The organism is Corynebacterium sp. p3-SID1761 (assembly GCF_055862885.1).
Genome location: NZ_JBSQBJ010000020.1, coordinates 14,878 through 34,385, shown reverse-complemented (window position 1 = coordinate 34,385; position 19,508 = coordinate 14,878). Strand labels below are relative to the sequence as shown.

Below are 19,508 nucleotides of genomic sequence, written 5' to 3'. Positions count from 1 at the left end.
AATCAACGCACCCGCAGTCCTTGACTCTTATACACCAGAAAACGAAAGAAACCGGAGGTAACATTCCCTTACGGGTTTGCTACCTCCGGTAGTGCAGTTTGTTCAACTGCTTGCTGTGGGCGAAGGGGGACTTGAACCCCCACGTCCCGAAGGACACTGGCACCTGAAGCCAGCGCGTCTGCCATTCCGCCACTCGCCCGAGTGACTATGTAGGACACATGGTCTTTACACTGTCTTGCCTGCTAAAACCGCTAAACCTTTAAGGAAAACGATGCTCGCTGGCAACGAAATGAAACTCTAGCACGATGCATGCACGCTTCCAAAAAACACACTTGACCTGCGGGAAAATGCACGCACAACACTATTGCCCTTATAATGGCCAACTAAATGCTCACATTGTAGCTGTTTTCACGCAGATCCACTCCGCTTTGAACTCGCGGCAGCGGAGCAGCGACTGCACTGTACAGCCTGCTATTCCGGCGCCCCACGACCTATAGGTCGATTGGCTTCCACGCCCTGCGCCACAGGCACGAGACAGTACTGGAAAACACAAGACCACATAGGAGGACTACGGACAATGAGCCTATTTGGACGTTTCAAGAAGCTTGACAGCTCGCTTCAGCGCGGGTTGGATAACGGCTTCGCGCGCGTCTTCGGCGGAGAGGTTGTCCCGACCGAGATCGACGAGGTTCTCAAGCAATACGCCGAGGAATCCGTCATGACGGATGCACAGGGGCAGCGCCTAGCCCCAAGCCACTTCCAGGTTCTCGTCAGCACTCGCGACTACGCCAGCCTCACCGAGTCGCGTCCCCGCCTCGCAGAAGAAATGGGCGACCGCCTAAGCCGCTTCATCCGTAACCAAGGCTGGCGCACCAACGAACCAGTCAAGGTGAATCTCGCACCTCATGACGGCCTGCACTCGGGTCAAATGCGCGCAGATGCGCGTTTCGACGTCCCCCGCACCAACGACATCCCAGGAGGAAATGTCGCAATTGGGGAGGCTAATGCGACTGAGCAGGGGGGCGTCAATCCCTTCCGCAATCCAGACGGCGGCTATCAGGATTCCTACCCACAGGCTGGACCACATGAGGGGCACCCGGAGTGGCCATATTCGCAGTCTGAGGAGCGCTCTTTGGTATCGCAGGATTACGACGCCTACAGCCCCAACGACAACCACTCCAACGACGCAAACGCTTCGGACGCTACGGGCGCGAACGGTGCAAGCAAGTCCCTGGGAGATCTAGTGTCCCCGGCGGGCGCCGCAGGACTCGGCGGGGCAGCCGCTGTGCACCACGCCGCACCAGATTTCGCGCGCAACCAACAGGCTGAACAGTACGAAGAAACCAGTGAGCCTGAACCGTCTAGGGAGTCTGAACAGTACGAACAGCACGAGCAGCAAGAACCACAACAGTCACAGAACCAGGGAGACAGCGCCGTGCACTACGGACAGAACCAACACAACCAGCAGGCAGGCGACAGCTTTGAGCGTCCAGCCAGCTACCCGGGCACTGAAGTTATCGTGCAAAGCACCCCCGCTCCGGTACGCGGCGGCGTAGGCGCGGACGGCAACGAGCGGGAGCTCAAGGTCACCCTCACTCTGCATGATGGTTCCGACCGCACCTATGAACTACGCAAGGGCAGCAACATCATCGGACGCGGAAACGGCGTGGATCTTCGCATCCCCGATACGGGCGTCTCCCGTCAGCACGCAGACATCACCTGGGATGGGTACGACGCTGTGCTGACGGATCTGCAGTCCACCAACGGCACCTCCGTCAACGGCACTCCGATTGAAAATTGGCTGCTGGCAAGCGGTGACGTTATCTCGCTTGGTCACTCCGAGATCGGCGTCGAGTTCCACTAAAATTCCGCGTTTTTAGGAGCCATTTTCTTTCTCGTCTACTCCTCAGGGGTCATCTAAACTAGGCTATTCACATACACATGTGCCCTTGTCGGCCATGTGAGTCCTGGGCCCCTACCTTGTTGAGGAGTTGAAACCGTGCAGACCACACTGCTTTTGCTGGTCAAGATTGGCCTGTTGCTTTTGTTGTGGTTCTTCATCTGGATGACTGTTCGCTCCCTCAAGAAGGATGCAGACCGCACCTCCGGGTTAGCCCCCGCCGGCGGGGCACCTATCGTTGCGGGTTACAACGCTCCGATGAACGAGCCATCAGCATCCGGTCACTCCTTTCGGCGTCACAAGTCGCCCACCTCTTTGGAGCTCACTTCCGGCCCACTGGCTGGCACCACGCTCAACCTAAAGGGCTACCAGGACGTTTCGATCGGCCGTTCCCAGTCGTGCACATTGGTTTTGGAGGATGACTTCGCCTCTGGTTCCCATGCCCGGCTGCTCCGCCGGGGCTCGGATTGGTACGTCGAAGACCTCGATTCCCGCAACGGAACCTGGATTGGCAATGAACGCCTAGACCAGCCCGTTAAACTCTCCGCCGGTATGGAAATCCGCATCGGCCAGACCCACGTGAGGATGGATGCATGACCGAGGGCAAGGCCAGGGCTACCGATCGCACTCTAAACTTTGCCGCGTGCTCCGACCGCGGCCTCGTTCGCGGCAATAATGAGGACTCCGCTTATGCGGGTCCACACCTGCTCGCACTCGCCGACGGCATGGGAGGCCACGCGGCCGGCGAGGTTGCTTCTCAGTTCCTCATTAATGCTCTCAGCCCCCTGGACTCCCCGCTTATCGACGAGTCTGACAACCATGACCAGCTGGAGAACCTGCTGGCTACTGCCGTCGACGAAGGTAACCAGGACATCGCATCGCACGTAGATGAGCACCCGAACCTGGACGGAATGGGCTGCACCCTGACCTCCATGCTCTTTTGCGAGGATGAAGTTGCCATCTGCCATATCGGCGATTCTCGCGGCTACCGTCTGCGCGATGGCGAGCTTCGCCAGGTGACGAAGGACGACACTTTCGTTCAGTCTCTCGTCGACGAAGGCAAGCTCGCGCCGGAAGACGTCAGCAGTCACCCGCAGCGCTCCCTCATCCTCAAGGCTCTCACTGGGCGCCCCGTCGAGCCCACTCTGTGGCGCGAAAAGACACAAATCGGCGATCGCTTCATGCTCTGCTCCGACGGTCTATCCGACCCGGTAAGCCCCGAGACGATCCGCGAAGTCCTCTCCCGTGGCACCCCGGAAAAGGCAGCCCGCAAACTCGTCGAAATGGCACTGCGCGGTGGCGGACCTGACAACGTCACGGTTGTTGTCGCTGATGTTGTTGAGTTTGACGCCCAGTCCAACTCGCCGACCGATCCAGAACTCACTCTGCCATCTCGCCCGGTACTAGCAGGAGCTATCGCGGGCGAAGAGGCAGAAATGCCACGTCCGGATTCTTCAGCAGCTCGCGCAGCGGCAATTCAAGGGCTTTTGACCACGCCAGCGGCGTCACCAAAAAAGGACGCAACAGAAGAAGAGCCTGAACCTGCGACGGCTACACCAGCAGGCAAACGGACTCATCAGAGTCACGGCGAGGACGACGGCGAAGGTGTAGAACCCACCGGCAAAGCAAAAACCAAAAAGCCGAAGAAGTCCCGGCGCGGCCTGTGGGTAACGCTCGCAATTGTGTTGGTGGTCATCGCAGCCGCAGGTGCGGTGGGGTATGTGACGTACCAGCGCATCAAGGACACGTACTACGTGGCCGAGGAAAACTCACAGCTCAAGTTGATGAACGGTACGGATAGTTCCGTCTTAGGGATCAAACTGAACTCCGTGCACCAAGACATCTGCCTGGACGACAATGGCAAGGCGACCTTCGTCGAGCCCGGTGCAGGCGGTGATTGCCACCTGTTTAAGACTTCCGATCTGACCCCGGCTGCTCAGGGTGCGCTGGCGGATCTGCCGGAGGACTCTTATGACAAAGTCTCCGGCCAGATCACTCGCCTGGCGGAACAAACACTGCCAGTGTGTGTAACGCGCGTGCCGTCTGACAAGCAAACCGACAAGGAAGCTGACAAGAAGGACGATAAGAAGAAGTCCGAGGACAACCAAAAGGACAACAACTCGGAATCTGAGAAACCCACCGAAGCGCCGGAAGACCTCACCACCCCCGGAGTTTCCTGCCGCGAGGTGAATTAACCTATGAAGCTTTTTAGCCGACGTACAGAGGCCGGGCTTTTGCTTCTGGCCGCAATCATTTTGCTGCTCGCCATCGTGGCGCTGGAGATCTCACAGGGCAATGAAATTAGTTCCGAAGTGTTTTACCTCGTCGGCGGATTTTTTGCCACTTTCCTGGTCGCCCACCTCGTGGTGTGCTGGATGGCTCCAGAGGCCGACCAGATCATGCTTCCCATCGCGGCACTCCTCAACGGCATTGGTCTGGTTGTGATTTACCGGCTGGATTTGGGCTCAGGCCTTAGCCTGGCGAAATCCCAAATCATGTGGACCGCCATCGGCGTGGTGCTTTTCTGCCTGGTCATCAGCTTTTTAAGGGATCATCGATCCTTGCAGAACTATTCGTACCTGCTGGGTCTTGCTGGTCTGATTTTGATTGCGCTGCCGATCGTGTGGCCCACGTCGTTGAATGCTGATGCAAACGTGTGGATCAGCATCGGTCCTTTCTCCATTCAGCCGGGCGAGTTCGCAAAGATCATGCTGCTGCTGTTCTTTGCCACTCTGCTGGTGAATAAGCGTCGCCTCTTCACGGTGGCTGGAAAGTCCTTCCTGGGACTGCAGTTTCCTCGCTTGCGTGACTTGGGGCCGCTGTTTTTAGTGTGGGGCATTGCGCTGATGATCATGGCAGCGCAAAACGACTTTGGGCCCGCGCTGCTGCTATTCGGCACTGTGCTGGGCATGTTGTACATGGCGACAGGCCGCGCCTCCTGGCTGGTGCTGGGTCTGGGGCTAGCTTTCATCGGCGCATTCGGCGTGTACCAGATCTCGGCGAAGATCCAGGATCGCGTCTCTAACTTCGTCGATCCATTGGCGAACTACGATGGCAACGGCTTCCAGCTTTCCCAAGCGCTTTTTGGCATGTCTTTCGGCGGTGTGACCGGCCGCGGGCTCGGCGAGGGCTACCCGAATAACATCCCGGTCGCGCACTCGGACTTCATCCTGGCTGCCATCGGCGAAGAACTGGGGCTTATCGGTCTGGCTGCTGTGTTGTTGGCCTACATCGTGTTCGTCTCCCGTGGTTTTAATACCGCAATGCGTGCCCGCGATTCCTACGGCAAGCTCGTTGCCGCCGGTTTGTCGCTGACCATCGCCATCCAGATTTTCGTTGTCACCGGCGGCATTTCGCGACTTCTGCCTATGACTGGCCTGACAACACCGTTCCTGTCGCACGGTGGTTCGTCACTGTTGGCGAACTACATACTGTTGGCGATTATTCTGCGCATCTCGCATGACGCCCGCACACCACTGGCCATCAAGGAAGGAGAGGAAGCATGAATCGCTCCATCCGTGCGGTAGCCATCTTTAGCTTCATCCTGGTGATGGCCCTGATCGCAAACCTGACTTATATCCAGGCTTTCCAACAAAAGTCGCTGGCACAGAATCCGCTGAATTCGCGTCAATTCCTTGAGGCTAAGTCAAAGGAGCGCGGCAGCATCATCGCCGGTGACCAGGTGCTGGCTAAGTCCGTGAAGGACTCCGAAGACTTTTATGATCGCGAATACCCTTACATGTCCGCGAAGTACGGCTCCGTGATCGGCTACCTGTCGGATCAATACGGCGCTTCCGGTATTGAGTCCTCCCAAAACTCAATCCTGACCGGCGAGGACGACTCGCTATTCGCGACCCGCACGTGGGACATGCTGACGGGCAAGGAACTCGGCGGGGCGAATGTCGAACTGACACTGAACCCGAAGGTGCAGGAAGTTGCCTACGACCAGCTGGCTAACAAGGGCTATTCGGGTTCCGTGGTGGCACTTCGCCCATCGACGGGCGAGGTGTTGGCAATGGCCAGCACCCCGTCAACCGACCCGGCTAAGCTTGTCGGCCCGCCTGCTGAAGAAACGAAGGCTAACTTCGAAAACTACGCCAACGATGAGAACGCTCCCCTGTTGAACCGCTCCACTCAGCAGATCCAGCCGCCGGGCTCGACCTTCAAGGTCATCACCACCGCTGCGGCTCTGGAGGAGGGCGACACTCCGGACACAACCGTCACCGCCGCTCCCCAGATCACGCTGCCCGATACGGCCACAACATTGGAGAACTACGGTGGCGCCGCATGTGGCGGAGGAGGCCAAACCACCCTCCGCGAAGCATTCAAGCGCTCGTGTAACACCGCCTTTGTGGATATTTCCACCCGCCACGGAGCGGACAAGTTCAAGGACATTGCCGGCAAGTTCGGTATCGGCGAAAAAGACGACTACCTGGGTATGCCCGTTGAACCCTCCCGGCTGGGCGACATCCCGGATGGCGCAGCACTGGGTCAGTCCTCCATCGGTCAGCGTGATGTGGCTCTGACTCCGCTGCAGAACGCGGTGATTGCCGCCACCATCGCCAACGGCGGGGTGCGCATGAAGCCGTACCTCGTTAGCAAAATCACGGGCCGCGATTTGTCCACGCTGCGGACCACCAAGCCGCAGAAGGCTGGCCGTGCGATACCGGAAAAGACAGCAGATACCTTGAAGGAACTCATGGTGGATGCTGAAAACTGGGCCGGCGGGGACGCCACCATCGCGTCGAAGACCGGTACGGCCGAACACGGCGAGGATTCCCGCAACTCGAACCCCCACGCTTGGTACATTGCTTTTTCCACTTCCGCCGATGTCGCCGTCGCCGTTCTAGTGGAAAATGGTGGTGACCGTGGCCGTGCCGCCACCGGCGGTTCACTTGCCGGCCCCATTGGGCGTGCCGTGATCCACGCAGCTGAAAAGGAGCAGCAGTAGCCATGAGCGATTCCCGTCAACCCGACCGCACCGAGATCGAGCGCACGCAACGACTACTGGGCGAACGCTACGAGTTGCAGTGGATCATTGGCCGCGGAGGCATGTCTACGGTGTGGCTGGCTCACGATACGGAAAAACTACGCGACGTCGCCGTTAAGATCCTCAAACCTGAGTACACGGAAAACGAAGAGTTTCGCGCGCGTTTCCGCAATGAGGCCTCTGCCGCTCAGCATCTCTCCAGCCCCAATGTCGTCAATACTTATGACTCCGGTGAGGTCGAGGCCCCAGACAACGGGACGGTGTTCTGCTACATCATCATGGAGTACATCCGTGGCGAGTCCCTTGCCGATGTACTGTCGCGCGAAGCCTCGCTGCCCCAGAATCTGGCGCTTGACGTATTGACGCAAACCGCCGCGGGTCTTAAGGCAATCCATGATGCCGGCCTAGTGCACCGCGACATCAAGCCAGGCAATCTGCTGATCACCTCCGACGGTTTCGTCAAGATCACTGACTTTGGCATCGCCAAGGCAGCTGCCGCCGTACCGCTCACGCGCACAGGCATGGTGGTCGGTACAGCCCAGTACGTTTCCCCCGAACAGGCCCAGGGCGATCAGGTCGGCCCTGCCAGTGACGTATATTCCCTCGGTGTTGTGGGATTCGAAATGCTGGCGGGCTACCGCCCGTTCTCTGGCGATTCCACAGTGTCAGTGGCGATCAAGCATATTTCGGAGACTCCCCCGGAACTGCCGGATACGATCGACCCCAACCTCCGAGAACTCATCAGGGTATGCCTGCGCAAGAATCCACGCACGCGCTACGCAGACGGTGCAGAGCTAGCCGCCGCGACTGTGCTGGTTTCAGAAGGTAAGCAACCCCCGTCTCCTCATAACGTGCCGAACGTCAGCGCCGATCCGCATCCGCTCACCGAGCAATTGGGAGATGTGGCCACCGGCCCGGGCACCCGAGTGCCGTCGGTACCGAACTCCAACTACCCGAGTTCCTCGTACCAACCGGCCTACCAGGGTGAACCCGGACCGGCCGTGGGCACCGGCAATGCCGCGATGGCACGTGGAGCGAAGGATTCGCAGGGGGCGTCACGAAAAAAGAACCACATTATCGTGGTTATTCTGGCACTCGTCAGCATCGTTGCGCTGGCGCTGGCAACATTCCTCCTCACTCGTGGCAATGACGATGCCGCACCGAACCCCGAGACTATGACCGTGACCAACGAGGTGACGACCGAGCCGACTGGTGAGGAACAGCCGACGAGCCAGGGCGGTGGAAGCGTACCCGCCGAAACGGATAGCCCAGCTCCGACGGACACGACCAATGATCGCGATGACCGGACGACCGAGTCCACGCGAGAGGAGACCGAAAGCTCCAGAGAGAGTAGCCCGTTGTTCCCGTCGCTCCCACACTTCCCTAACGGTGGCGGGCGTGGCAACAATAACGGCAACGGAAATGGCAATGGCAACGGTGACGGCAACAACGGCGGAGATGCTGACGGGGCGGCCGAGCCTACCGCCGCACCAAACCCGCAAAACTCTCCCAACCGCCCAAATAGCCCAAACACGAACGACAACGCGACCTCAGCAGATAACAACCTGCCGAGCGAGTTCCGTAGCATGACAAACAATGCCGAGAACCAGCCAGTCTTGTAGAAAATGGGCTCTGGAAAAGAACTGGATTAAGTCCACACCGACAGCGCCCATGAGTAAGCAACTATGTCCGCACAACAAATTCGACTATTATTCGTCAATCAAAGTGACAAAAAACGTATTCTGGGTTCAGTTGGCAACTCCACAAAGTATCCGGGCTAGCACTCCGGCTAGCGTCCCAACGAGCTAGGCCCAACAAGAGCGTAGCGAGAGTTAAGTCGCACACGACCCATACGACGAGGCAGACAAAGGAGCAACGGCGTGGACCGAAACGGCACAACCTTGGGTGGCCGATACCGCCTAGGTGCCACCATCGGCACGGGTGGCATGTCTGACGTCTACGCCGCTACCGACGAACTCCTGGGCCGTGATGTTGCGGTGAAGATGATGCGCCCCGACTTGGCGCGCGACACAACCTTCCTGGAGCGCTTCCGCCGCGAAGCACAGAACGCCGCAAAGTTGAACCACCCCGCCATCGTCGCGGTGTACGACACGGGTCAGACTCCCGACGAGGACGGCGCAGTGCCGTATATCGTCATGGAGCGCGTCCACGGCGAGACGCTGCGCGACATCATTCAAGACTCAGGCAAGATGAGTCTCACCGAAGCCGCATCTGTGATGTCGCAGGTGTGCTCCGCGCTGTACTTTTCCCACGAAGCGGGCATTATTCACCGTGACATTAAACCCGCCAATGTGATGATCACGAATACCGGCGCAGTGAAGGTCATGGACTTTGGCATTGCACGAGCGCTGAGCGACAGTTCCTCGGCGATGACGCAGACCGCTGCCGTCATTGGCACTGCCCAGTATCTTTCCCCCGAGCAGGCGCGAGGCCAGTCCGCCGACGCGCGCTCCGACATCTACGCCGCGGGCTGTGTCTTCTACGAGCTGGCCACCGGCAAAGCACCGTTCCACGGTGAGTCTCCGCTTTCCGTTGCCTTCCAGCACGTACAGGAGAACCCGGAACCACCGTCCAAGGTTCCTGGTATGCACCTTTCCAAGCGTGAGGCGTTGAGCTTGGACTCCATCGCCCTTACCGCTATGGCGAAGTCTCCTGCGGATCGCTACGACGATGCGCAGGAGATGTCGACGGATCTCAAGCGCCTTTCTGAGGATCAATTGCCGCTCGTCGCTCAGGCTTATGCCAATGACGCCGACTCGGCCGGCACGGGATTCCACCATGCAGGCTCCCGCGGTGCGGGTGCTGCGGGACTAGCCGCCGGTGCCGCTGCGGGAGCTGCCGGCGCCCACGCGGCGCGTGGCAATGGATCCGGTGGCAACTGGGACGAAGATCCTCAGACCACTGTGCTGCCTGCCAATGGCGGAGCGGTAGCTGCTGGGCATTACGAGCAGTCTGCCCACAGCGATGACTACAGCAGCGACTATAGCGACGGGTACGACAGCGAGTACCAGGACGACTACGACGATGGCTATGCCGGCGGCTACAACGAAGATTACGACGGCGATTATGACGACCAGTACGACGGTGAATACTACGAGGAAAAGCCCAAGCGCCGCTGGTGGGCGCCCATTGCTTGGGTTGCGGGTATCGCTGCTCTGATTGCCGGTGGTTACTTCGCCTACCAATCGATCTCCGCTGACGACGGAAACGATAAGCCCGTCGAGGTCGAGCAGGTGAAGATCCCTAACGTTGCTAACAAGGATCGCGCCGAAGCGCAGAAGATGCTAGAGGACGCAGGCTTCCAGGTGACTGTCGAGGAAACGACGCACGACAAGATCGCCCGTGGCAAAGCTATCAGCACCGACCCGGCGGCGGGAACGTCGATCGAACGGGGCACCGAGATTAAACTGCTGGTTTCCAACGGCCGTGAGATTACCGATGTGCCGGATCTGACGGGTAAGACCACCGAGGAAGCGCAGAAGCTCCTGAAGCAGGCGAAGCTGGCGCTGAACACGGAGGTCAAGGAAGAGGCGAGCGAGGATGTGCCGAAGGGCAAGATCATCACGCAGACTCCGCCGCAAGGTTCGCAGGTATCCGTTGGCACCAAGGTAACGATTACCGTCTCGACTGGCCCGGAGGATATTCGAGTGCCGGTAGTAACCGGCCAGCAGGTAGAGGATGCACGGGAGAACCTGGAATCCTCCGGATTCAAGGTGATCGTCGAACAGGTGGATTCGGTCGAGCCGAAGGGTCAGGTGCTCTCCGCGACGAACGAGGGAGAGAAGCTGCCCAAGGGCAGCGAGATCACACTAGAGGTATCCCTGGGCAACCAGTTCGAGATGCCTTCCCTGCAAGGTAAGAAGTACGGCGATGTGTTCCGCGCACTGCAGGCCGCCGGTTGGCGCGGCACCCCGGAGCAGCTGCACCGAGAGAATAAGAACACTCCGGATCTGGCGCGTGTTGATGAGGTCGCGCAGCAATCAATCCACAGTGGTGAGGTCATCAAGCGTGACGCAGACATCACCGTCACGGTGTATGTCTTTAACCTTCTGCCCTAGCGCTACAGCATTGACGCTTCGGCGCTGATAGCGCCAGTTACTTCTAGCTGCTCCTGAACCAGTCGGTTAACTAGGTCGGCCGGTACCACTTCGGCTTCCGCACCCGGCCCACGTCGCCCTGCCTCGTTCAACCAATTGGCGAGCATCAGGTGGCCGTATTGCGTCATCACGGACTCGGGGTGGAACTGCACAGAATGGATTGGCAGCTTCCGGTGTCGCATCGCCATGATCATCCCGGAATCGGAAGTGGCCGTGACCTGTAGTTCTTCCGGTACCGTCGCGGGATCGACTGTCAGGGAGTGGTAACGAGTCACGCGGAACGGGCTCGGCACCCCGGCCAGTACACCGGTGCCGTCGTGGGTGACCGGGGAGGTCTTGCCATGGAAGAGCTCATCTGCACGCACCACTTCTGCGCCGAAGTGCATACCGATCGCCTGGTGTCCAAGGCAGACGCCAAGCAGCGGAATCTGCTTTTCAACGGCGATCTTCAGCACATCCAACATGCGCCCCGCGGTGCTCGGCTCCCCTGGGCCAGGAGAGAGCAGGATCGCATCAAACTCCTGCAACATCGCAGCCAAGCCATCGGCATTGGCCTCTTTATCGGCTCCTGCGTCCGCAAGTTCGGGGGCGTCATTGCGCAGAACCACACAGTCGTTTCCGCTAAACCCCAGCTGTCCGATGTATTGCACGAGGTTGTATACGAAACTGTCGTAGTTATCGATCACGAGAATGCGCATAACAAAGAGTCTAGCGTGCAGCGTGCATAGCATTGCCGGGGTGTGCTGCTAATATCGTTGGGTACATATTTTGCCCATGGGCGCTCGGTACCTCGCCTACCGTCCGCTTCGCAGTCAATCCCTTTGAGGTTTTTGAACAATGCCAAAGTCCAAGGTTAATTCCGCGGAGGAGAACTACTCCAGTTCTTCCTCCGCGGATCGTCGCACGCCCGTGAAGCTGAACTCCAGCGGTACTCCGCGTTGGTACATTGTGCTGATGCTCGGGCTGATGATTCTGGGTCTGGCCTGGCTGGTTGTTAATTACATTGCTGGCCCGCAGATCCCGTTCATGGCTGAGCTCAACGCATGGAACTACCTGATCGGCTTCGCCCTGTTGATCGTCGGTCTGTTGATGACCATGGGATGGAAGTAGCTAACTCTAGTAGTGCCACCCCAGGCCGGTCCATATCGTAAAGGCCAAAATGACCGTCGCGGCTGTTGCTGCGATGGTCTTTCTTTTTGTGGACGCCCTTTCGCCCCCGTTGCTATCCGCTCCAGTGGCACTGGTGGCAAGTGCAATGATGGTGCCTCCAGCGAGCCCACCGATATGCCCCCACACCGAAACATTGGTGAGCATAAAGGAGTATCCGAGGTTCACCAGGAGTAAGGTGATGGGGCCGCGGAGGTCGCGTTGTTCAACCCGGGATAGTGAAATAAGCATGGCAAAAAGCCCATAACCTACGGTAGAGGCTCCGCCGACAGGGACTTCCGGCTGGAAGTACATGCAGGCCAAGGCTCCACTGGCAGCGCTGGCGACGATGAGGCTAAGCATGACAACCGCCCCATAGGACCGTTCGACCTCGCGGCCGATCAGGAAAATCAGCAGCATGTTGAAACCCAGGTGTACTGGACTCAAGTGCACTAAAGCGGCCGTGAGGATTCGCCACCATTCACCGTAGAGGGTGACATTGGTGGCGTTGAAGATCATCTTCAGTCCGAGATTCTCGGCTCCGGAACCTAGTGTCGAGCGTCCTTCGAGGGGGCTGACAATGTTGCCGGATTGAAAAACCGTCACCACGAAAACAAGGCAGCAGGCTGCGATGAAGACGTTGGTGACGGAATACCGCCGATAGGGCCGGCGGATAGTGACTTCTTGGACGGGCAAGAAGTTTTTACTCCTGGATCTCTACCGACTCAATGACGACATCGTCGTTCGGGCGATCCATACGATCGGTGGCCACGCGGGAAATCTTGGCCACGACCTTCTGGGACTCCTTGTCTGTAACCTCACCGAAGATGGTGTGGCGGTTGTTCAGGTGCGGAGTGGCCGTTACCGTGATGAAGAACTGGGAGCCGTTGGTGCCAGGGCCAGCGTTAGCCATAGCCAGCAGGAACGGGCGGTCGAACTGCAGCTCCGGGTGGAACTCGTCGCCGAACTGGTAGCCAGGGCCGCCACGACCGGTGCCCTTCGGGTCGCCACCCTGGATCATGAAGCCGTCGATGATGCGGTGGAAAATCGCACCGTCGTAGAACGGACCTTCATTGGTACCGGAAGCGTTCGCCTCGGAATACTCCTTCGTGCCCCGAGCCAGGCCGATGAAGTTAGCCACGGTCTCCGGAGCGTGGTTTCCGAACAGTTCGATGGCGATATCGCCGTGGTTGGTGTGCAGAATTGCGGTTGCAGTCTTGTTACTCACAGTGAGCCATTGTACGGGAAATTGACGATTGCCTACATCCGCCCTGGCCTATACGCACAATAAGGCGTAATGCCCATCCTTTGTGGGGAATTTTCTTTAGGATGGGTAAAAGTACGAACAAAATTAGTCATTCAAATAGATCTTCAAGGAGCATCCCGCACGATGAACCCCACCACGCTAAGGCTGGCGCTACGTGGCGCCAAGCAGGGTCGCACCATGTTGAAAAATCGCCAGGAGTTTAAGCGTCGCCAGGAGTTTGACGCTCTGCAGCAGCTTCGCGACAACCTCGCCGCTGAGGAGCGGGAAGGCATTATCGCTGGCTCTCCTGCCCACGTAAAGGCTGTGGCGGAGCTTATGCGCAACGAAGAGGGCGCAGCGGCAGCTTTGGAGAAGGCTCGCGCGGCGGCAGCAGCTCGCAGGCACCACCAGGTACATGTCTCTGATGAGCACACCGCTGCGGATGTTGACGACATGGCTTCTACCGGTTTCCAGAACAACACCGCTGAGTCCACCGACAAGGCTGCCAACAAGGCAGCAAAAACTGCAGATAAAGCAGCTAAGAAGGCAGAGAGGGCTCGAGCCAAGGCAGCGAAGTCGGTGGCGTCACTAAAGAAGAAGGGCGAGAACGTGAACAACATTGACCTGGCCGACAAGCTCGGCGTAGATGCAGAGAAGCTGCGCAAGAAGATTGATAAGCGCACCCAGAAGCTGCGTGATCGCTTCGACGTGGCGCAGGTAAAGGCCGAGAAGAAGGCGAAGAAGCAGGCTGACAAGCGCGAGCAGAAGATCGCTCAGCTCACCGCAGCGCTGAAGGACAATGCTCAGGATCTCCAGGCTCGTAGCCAGGAGGTCACCAGCAGCCTGCGCGACAACGTGGAAGCCCACACCGAGGACCTGACGAAGAGCGCCAAGAAGAACCAGAAGAAGCTGACGAAGAAGCTCGAGGCAACCAAGAAGCAGGCTGCCAAGCGCGCGAAGAAGCAGGCAAAGGGCGCGAACAAGGATGCGCGCAAGCGTGCTGCGAAGCTGGATAAGAAGGTATCTCGCGCCACCAGCAAGGCTCAGAACAAGGCGCTGGCCAAGGCTGAGAAGAAGGGCCTGAAGAAGCAGGAAAAGAAGGGCGGCGTGTTCGGTAAGTTCCTGCTGCTCGCCGTGCTCATTGCTGCTGGGGCGGCAGTGGTGAACTTCCTGCGCAAGGGCGAGAATGCTCCGCAGAACTCCCCGAAGGTTCAGGATTTCGCTGACAAGGCCACTGGTGCTGCCGAGAAGGCCAAGGCCAAGGCTGCCGATGTGAAGAACGATGTAAAGGACAAGGCCGAGGATAAGGCTGAGAACCAGAAGACCTCCAGCGCTCCGGCTGCTCCGGCAGCACCAGCTCCAGCCGCTCCGGCTGCAGGCGCTCCCGGACCGGGCGTTGCTGTTCCGGGTGCTCCGGCTGCTCCGCAGGCAGGTAGCGCTCAGGGTGCCGCCGAGACCACCGACGCTGAGGACGCCGCCGAGGCCGACTTCCCACTGGCCGAGGGCCCGGGTGAGGATCCGGACGAGGGCGGCAAGCACCGCCTCTAATCCACACCCCCAGGCCGCGCGCTGAACCCGGCGCGCGATAATGGCGTACATGACCCCGCGCCGCCTCACATTCCGCACGATCCCCCTGCAGCCGACAGGCTCTGGGGAAGGCACCGGATGTGTCGCGTCGCGGGTCTTTTTGTCTTTGTTTAATGACGCCCCCACCGCGGCCTGGCTCGATTCCTCCGGCAATGGCGGAGACATCAGTGTGCTGGCAAACAGCGCTGGCCCGCTCGCGGACACTTGGTTGCCTCAGGTAGATAGCTCGAAGGCGTTCTTCTCCCAACTTCGGCAGAGTCTTTCCGCACGGGTGGAAGTGCCCGACAATTGGCCCTGCGACTTTGCACTTGGCTGGGTGGGCGCGCTGGGCTACGGGGTGGAGGACATCGCTCGCTCCTACGAAGATCACCCGGACGCAGCCCTGCTATACGCCGACCGAGCCGTGGTGATTGACCATGCGGCTGCTGTGGCCTACGCGATGGCGATACTGCCGGACGCGAACAACGAGCAGGACGCACACGCCCAGCAGCTGGCATGGCTCGATGCAACCGTGGCAGAGGTGCAACGCATCGCTCGTGTACCGTTTTCCACCGAAGATTTCGCGCACTCCACCCCGGCACCTCGCACTGCCATTTTTCACTTCGACCAGTCCAAACAGCAGTACCTAGACAGTATTCAACGCTGCCTGGATTACATCGCTGCAGGCGATAGCTACGAGGTTTGTCTTACTAACACCGCCCGGGGGCCGGCGCTACGCGATCTGCCAGAGTTTCGCTCCGCCACCACTCCCGTCCCTTCCCCATCGGCTGTGTCGTCTGCGTCGTGTGAGTCGGCTGAGCTCTGCGCCTACCTGCGGCTCCGCGAAGTTAGCCCTGTGCCCTATGGGGCGTTTCTGCGCTTCCACCGTCCCGGTCAGGCGCCCTTGCATATTCTCAGCGCCTCCCCGGAAAGATTCCTGAAAATCTCGCCCAGCGGTGAGGTCTCGGCCAAGCCAATTAAAGGCACCCGACCCCGCGTGGAAGATGCGGTGGCGGATGCGAAGGGGCGTCATGAATTACAGAGCAACCCGAAGGATCGTGCGGAGAATCTGATGATCGTCGACCTGCTGCGCAATGATCTCGGGAGGGTTTGTGAACCGGGCAGCGTTCAGGTGCCGATAATATTTTCGGTGGAGAGTTTTTCGCATGTCCACCAGCTAGTTAGCACCATCACGGGACAACTGCGCACGGGACTGGAGGCCGTCGACGTGATCGAGGCCAGCTTCCCTGGTGGATCCATGACGGGAGCGCCGAAAATCCGCACGATGCAGATCATTGAAGAGCTTGAGCCACGACCGCGCGGACTGTACTCCGGCGCAATTGGCTGGATCTCGCCAAACACCGCAGCGGAGATGAACATTACGATCCGAACTCTCGTCGACGATGGCAGGGAGTGCTCGTTCGGGGTGGGCGGGGCGATAGTCGCGGACTCCGACCCGTTGGCAGAACACGAGGAAACGCTGGTGAAAGCCGCGGCGCTGCTCGAAGCGCTCGGTGGTCAGATTGTGTGATGTCTAACCCTGCTCCCCTGCCGGGTTCCCGGAATATAGTGGATTTATGGAACTTATTCGTCTGATCCTCAACATCATTTGGTTTATTGTTGCGGGCGTGTGGCTGGCAGTCGGGCACATCGCCACCGCCGCCGCCCAAGCCGTCACCATTATTGGCCTCCCGCTGGCCTGGGCAAACCTGAAGCTCATCCCTGTGACGTGCTTCCCCTATGGCAAGCGGATCGTCAACTCTCACGACGAGCAGATGCGCCTTCTTAGCCTGAGCCGCCGGTGAGTTAACCTGATAGAAAGCTATAGATTCGCGCACCGGAGCCCTTGCTGGGGTGGGTGTGGTTGAAACAGGTAGGCGTCACCAAGAAAAGGGGTGAATCCGCGCGTGCGAGCAGGCGAACAACACATCGATACCGCCGCGTGGATGCAGGCTATCTTCAACCGCAGCGAACAGGTGGATACGCGCCGCGAGCGGACTAAACAGGCGCTGCTGCGCGCCGGAATCGAGCTGATTGCGGAAGAGCGGACGGATCTTTCCATCCTGGCGATTACCCAAAAGGCCGGGGTGTCTAACGGCAGTTTCTACAATGCGTTCAAAGACCGCACGCAGTTCTTCGACGAAGTCGCCGAATATGCAGTGAACCACTTGGCGATCATTTTTGAAATGGCCACGGATCAGGACCTTGATTCCATCGATGCGGCGGCCACGAACATCCGCATCCTGGCTTATGCACACCGCCTCGTGCCCACGTTGTCGAAGACGATTGTGCGGCGTTCCCCCGACTTCTATACCATGCCAAATGAGCTGGTCAGACTACTACGCGAGCGTATCAGCGCAGGCGTGGAAGATGGATCGTTCCACGTCGCAAGCACCGAAACAGCAGCAGCGATCCTCTTTGGAGCTTCCGCGATGCTGGGCCAGCGCCTGCATCAGGATCCGACGTTGAATAGCAGAACAGCTGGGGATGATCTTGCGCTCGATCTGCTGCGAATGCTGGGTGTTTCGGAGGAACGTGCGCGGCAAGCCATTGCACGCCCCATCGACGATTACCTCACCCCGCCGCAGTAATCCCTACCCGCCACAGTCGGCAACCTAGTCCTCGCGCGCTACTCCGAAACCAAAGCGATCGAGGAAGCGGTCTTCTTCCCGGCGCGTATCCCGTGAATGCTTTGTAATCCAATCGGTGATGCGCTTTTGCAGCGCAGGATCGAGCGGCACCCGCACCAGATCGGGGCCGAGGATGCGCTCCCACGTAGGCACCATGATGCCACGGTAATTATGGCCGTGACCTTCTGGAGCCTGCTTGGAGTTCAGCATGTCCATCGCTACCTGCCAGCCGGTAGTGAACGGAATCCAACGCAGCTTATCCACCACGTCACTGTGCTGGGTGGCTGGCGCCGGGACTCCCCTGGCACCCGGTTCGCGCAGCCAATCCGGTTCCCGCCAAAACAACTCCGGACCCCACCAGACAATCGCATCGGAGGCGTGCTGCACTACCGCGACCCGTGGGTGTTGCCACTTCTCGACGTATTCTTGTCCGCGCCAATCATGGTCTAGATGGTCGGAATGGCTGAGGAAACGCACGTGACGCCCCCCGTCATAGAGCGGCAGTCGCTCCGGCGAACCCTCACCACGGCACTCCGTGATCTCGCGGATCATCTTGGTAAACCGTGGAGCTCCGGAAAGCACTGCCCCATCCACCTTGGCCAACATGTCCTCCAGCCCGTCAAAAGCTGCCGCCGTGCCATACGCTCCCAGGGATTCGCCCGTCACGAACACCTTCGGCGCATTTGGCATGCCGTCCAGCAACTCAAACACGGCGTCAATAAGCAACTTCGCGGCGCGCACCGGCGTATCGCGATCGAGCGCATAAGCGACGGGTGACTGCACGTAGGAATACTGCATGGTCACATTGGCGCAGTTTCCGCCTGTGAGGAACTCCACGGTATCCAATTGCCAGTCCGGTACCCATCCCGTGCCGGTAGAGGTGTGGATGATGATGGCGGAACGGTGCAGCGCCCCGGTACGCAGTAACTCCCGTTTTACTAGGTCAACGATGCCTTCGAGCGTGCGTCCCGGAGCCAAGCCACCGTAGATTCGGATCGGCTCATGCACGTCGGTACAACCTGTGACCTCTGTAATGTCGCGCGCCCGTGGCCCGCCGCCGACCAGTACGCGGCCTTGCGCGCCGAGCGAGATCCAGCGTTCATGCGACCACACCGAGCCCGACCGCTCGGGCTCCCATGGCTGCTGATAACCCCAGTACACGCGGCGATTTACTAGTTCGGCTTTCTCGTTAAACTTCTCTAGGAACTGCCGCAGCAAGATCTTGTCGGAGATGAGATAAGCGATGACGCCCACTGCTCCCGCGGCTATAGGCACCGCCACAGGAGCGGGGACGAACCGGCGTAGCGAGTGCCGGGTGAGGTCGAAGCTGGATTGAAGTAGCTCGCCAAGCAGTAGGAACGCACCATAGCCAAGGGTGCTGACGGCCACTCCGATGAAGGCAGAGGGAGCGCCCAGGCGTTGGCTGTGAACCAACTCGGCAGAATCCCCCTGCCGCTTGTAAAAGCGATAGGCAGCAGCAACGGTTGCCAGGGTAAAGGCACCGTGGATCCCGCGGTAGGCGGTGCGATAGCCAGGCTTGTTTACCAGTTCCTGCAGGTCCAACCCTGCTGCGCGCAAGGCTGGCAAAGTGGCGCTGGCAATGATGGTGCCGTTAAGATGCCCCACTGCCTGCGACGTGGAGGCATTGCCAGCAACCGCCCACCAGGGGTGCGGAAGTAGGGAGGGCGAAAAGGCATTCCACATGCCGATTTCCGCGCCAATGATGGCGAAACCGCGGCGGGGATCCAAGGCATAGAGCCTGTTCAGGCGCACTCCGGGGAAGAGATTTGCGTAGAGTTCAACGGCAGTTGCGGCGGCTCGGAAAGAATAGGAAAGTGCCTTGAAGGCGGCCCACTTTGCCCGCCGTTGCAGAACCGGGAGAATCTTTTGCCGCAGGTTGCGCATGGATAGT

At 59.3% G+C, this 19,508-nt stretch carries 15 protein-coding genes, 1 tRNA gene and 1 pseudogene; 12 read left to right on the top strand and 5 right to left on the bottom strand.

The features are described 5' to 3' along the window. Positions 1-116: 116 nt before the first annotated feature. Positions 117-199 (bottom strand) — tRNA-Leu (locus ACWXWJ_RS09095). A 378-nt stretch (positions 200-577) separates the two neighbouring features. Between ACWXWJ_RS09095 and ACWXWJ_RS09090 the strand changes: the two genes are divergently transcribed. The 7 genes from ACWXWJ_RS09090 (at position 578) to pknB (ending at position 10,969) form a co-directional block, all read left to right on the top strand. Further along, complete coding sequence (locus ACWXWJ_RS09090) at positions 578-1,864, top strand: DUF3662 and FHA domain-containing protein (RefSeq protein ID WP_473964200.1); 1,287 nt, start codon at positions 578-580, stop codon at positions 1,862-1,864. Between the two features lie 135 nt (positions 1,865-1,999). After that, positions 2,000-2,497 carry an FHA domain-containing protein FhaB/FipA gene (locus ACWXWJ_RS09085; RefSeq protein WP_473964199.1) on the top strand — a complete coding sequence of 166 codons (498 nt, stop codon included), beginning with the start codon at positions 2,000-2,002 and terminating at the stop codon, positions 2,495-2,497. Beyond that, positions 2,494-4,095 (top strand): PP2C family protein-serine/threonine phosphatase, encoded by a 1,602-nt coding sequence (locus ACWXWJ_RS09080; RefSeq protein ID WP_473964198.1) that lies wholly within the window; start codon positions 2,494-2,496, stop codon positions 4,093-4,095. The genes ACWXWJ_RS09085 and ACWXWJ_RS09080 overlap by 4 nt, the downstream gene beginning before the upstream one ends. A gap of 3 nt (positions 4,096-4,098) precedes the next feature. Continuing rightward, on the top strand, positions 4,099-5,406 hold the full coding sequence (locus ACWXWJ_RS09075) for an FtsW/RodA/SpoVE family cell cycle protein (RefSeq protein WP_293791722.1): 1,308 nt from the start codon (positions 4,099-4,101) through the stop codon (positions 5,404-5,406). Continuing rightward, a complete protein-coding gene (locus ACWXWJ_RS09070; RefSeq protein WP_448307935.1) occupies positions 5,403-6,851 on the top strand; it encodes a peptidoglycan D,D-transpeptidase FtsI family protein in 1,449 nt (482 codons plus the stop codon). The genes ACWXWJ_RS09075 and ACWXWJ_RS09070 overlap by 4 nt, the downstream gene beginning before the upstream one ends. 2 nt (positions 6,852-6,853) lie before the next feature. After that, complete coding sequence (locus ACWXWJ_RS09065; protein WP_473964197.1) at positions 6,854-8,512, top strand: protein kinase domain-containing protein; 1,659 nt, start codon at positions 6,854-6,856, stop codon at positions 8,510-8,512. Between the two features lie 258 nt (positions 8,513-8,770). Then, positions 8,771-10,969, top strand: coding sequence for a Stk1 family PASTA domain-containing Ser/Thr kinase (pknB, locus tag ACWXWJ_RS09060; protein WP_473964196.1), 2,199 nt, complete (start codon positions 8,771-8,773; stop codon positions 10,967-10,969). Between the two features lie 2 nt (positions 10,970-10,971). Here pknB and ACWXWJ_RS09055 read toward each other — a convergent pair whose 3' ends face one another. Further along, positions 10,972-11,706 carry an anthranilate synthase component II gene (locus ACWXWJ_RS09055; RefSeq protein WP_473964195.1) on the bottom strand — a complete coding sequence of 245 codons (735 nt, stop codon included), beginning with the start codon at positions 11,704-11,706 and terminating at the stop codon, positions 10,972-10,974. A 139-nt stretch (positions 11,707-11,845) separates the two neighbouring features. On the opposite strand from ACWXWJ_RS09055, the gene crgA reads away from it, so the two are divergent. Next, positions 11,846-12,118: a cell division protein CrgA gene (crgA, locus tag ACWXWJ_RS09050; protein ID WP_293791727.1), complete on the top strand. Its 273-nt coding sequence runs from the start codon at positions 11,846-11,848 to the stop codon at positions 12,116-12,118. A gap of 6 nt (positions 12,119-12,124) precedes the next feature. On the opposite strand, the gene ACWXWJ_RS09045 is transcribed toward crgA, so the two are convergent. Further along, a complete protein-coding gene (locus ACWXWJ_RS09045) occupies positions 12,125-12,850 on the bottom strand; it encodes a rhomboid family intramembrane serine protease (protein ID WP_473964194.1) in 726 nt (241 codons plus the stop codon). A gap of 7 nt (positions 12,851-12,857) precedes the next feature. After that, complete coding sequence (locus tag ACWXWJ_RS09040) at positions 12,858-13,382, bottom strand: peptidylprolyl isomerase (RefSeq protein ID WP_448307930.1); 525 nt, start codon at positions 13,380-13,382, stop codon at positions 12,858-12,860. Positions 13,383-13,544: 162 nt separating this feature from the next. On the opposite strand from ACWXWJ_RS09040, the gene ACWXWJ_RS09035 reads away from it, so the two are divergent. The 4 genes and pseudogenes from ACWXWJ_RS09035 to ACWXWJ_RS09020 all read left to right on the top strand — a co-directional run bounded on the left by ACWXWJ_RS09035 (position 13,545) and on the right by ACWXWJ_RS09020 (position 17,557). After that, positions 13,545-14,948 carry a hypothetical protein gene (locus ACWXWJ_RS09035; protein WP_473964193.1) on the top strand — a complete coding sequence of 468 codons (1,404 nt, stop codon included), beginning with the start codon at positions 13,545-13,547 and terminating at the stop codon, positions 14,946-14,948. 49 nt (positions 14,949-14,997) lie between these two features. Further along, positions 14,998-16,497: an anthranilate synthase component I family protein gene (locus ACWXWJ_RS09030; RefSeq protein WP_473964192.1), complete on the top strand. Its 1,500-nt coding sequence runs from the start codon at positions 14,998-15,000 to the stop codon at positions 16,495-16,497. A 70-nt stretch (positions 16,498-16,567) separates the two neighbouring features. After that, a pseudogene (locus ACWXWJ_RS09025) lies at positions 16,568-16,771 on the top strand (YccF domain-containing protein); the annotation flags it as partial. 102 nt (positions 16,772-16,873) lie between these two features. Then, on the top strand, positions 16,874-17,557 hold the full coding sequence (locus ACWXWJ_RS09020; RefSeq protein ID WP_293791733.1) for a TetR/AcrR family transcriptional regulator: 684 nt from the start codon (positions 16,874-16,876) through the stop codon (positions 17,555-17,557). A gap of 24 nt (positions 17,558-17,581) precedes the next feature. Here ACWXWJ_RS09020 and ACWXWJ_RS09015 read toward each other — a convergent pair whose 3' ends face one another. After that, positions 17,582-19,501: an alpha/beta-hydrolase family protein gene (locus tag ACWXWJ_RS09015; RefSeq protein WP_473964191.1), complete on the bottom strand. Its 1,920-nt coding sequence runs from the start codon at positions 19,499-19,501 to the stop codon at positions 17,582-17,584. Between the last annotated feature and the right edge of the window lie 7 nt (positions 19,502-19,508).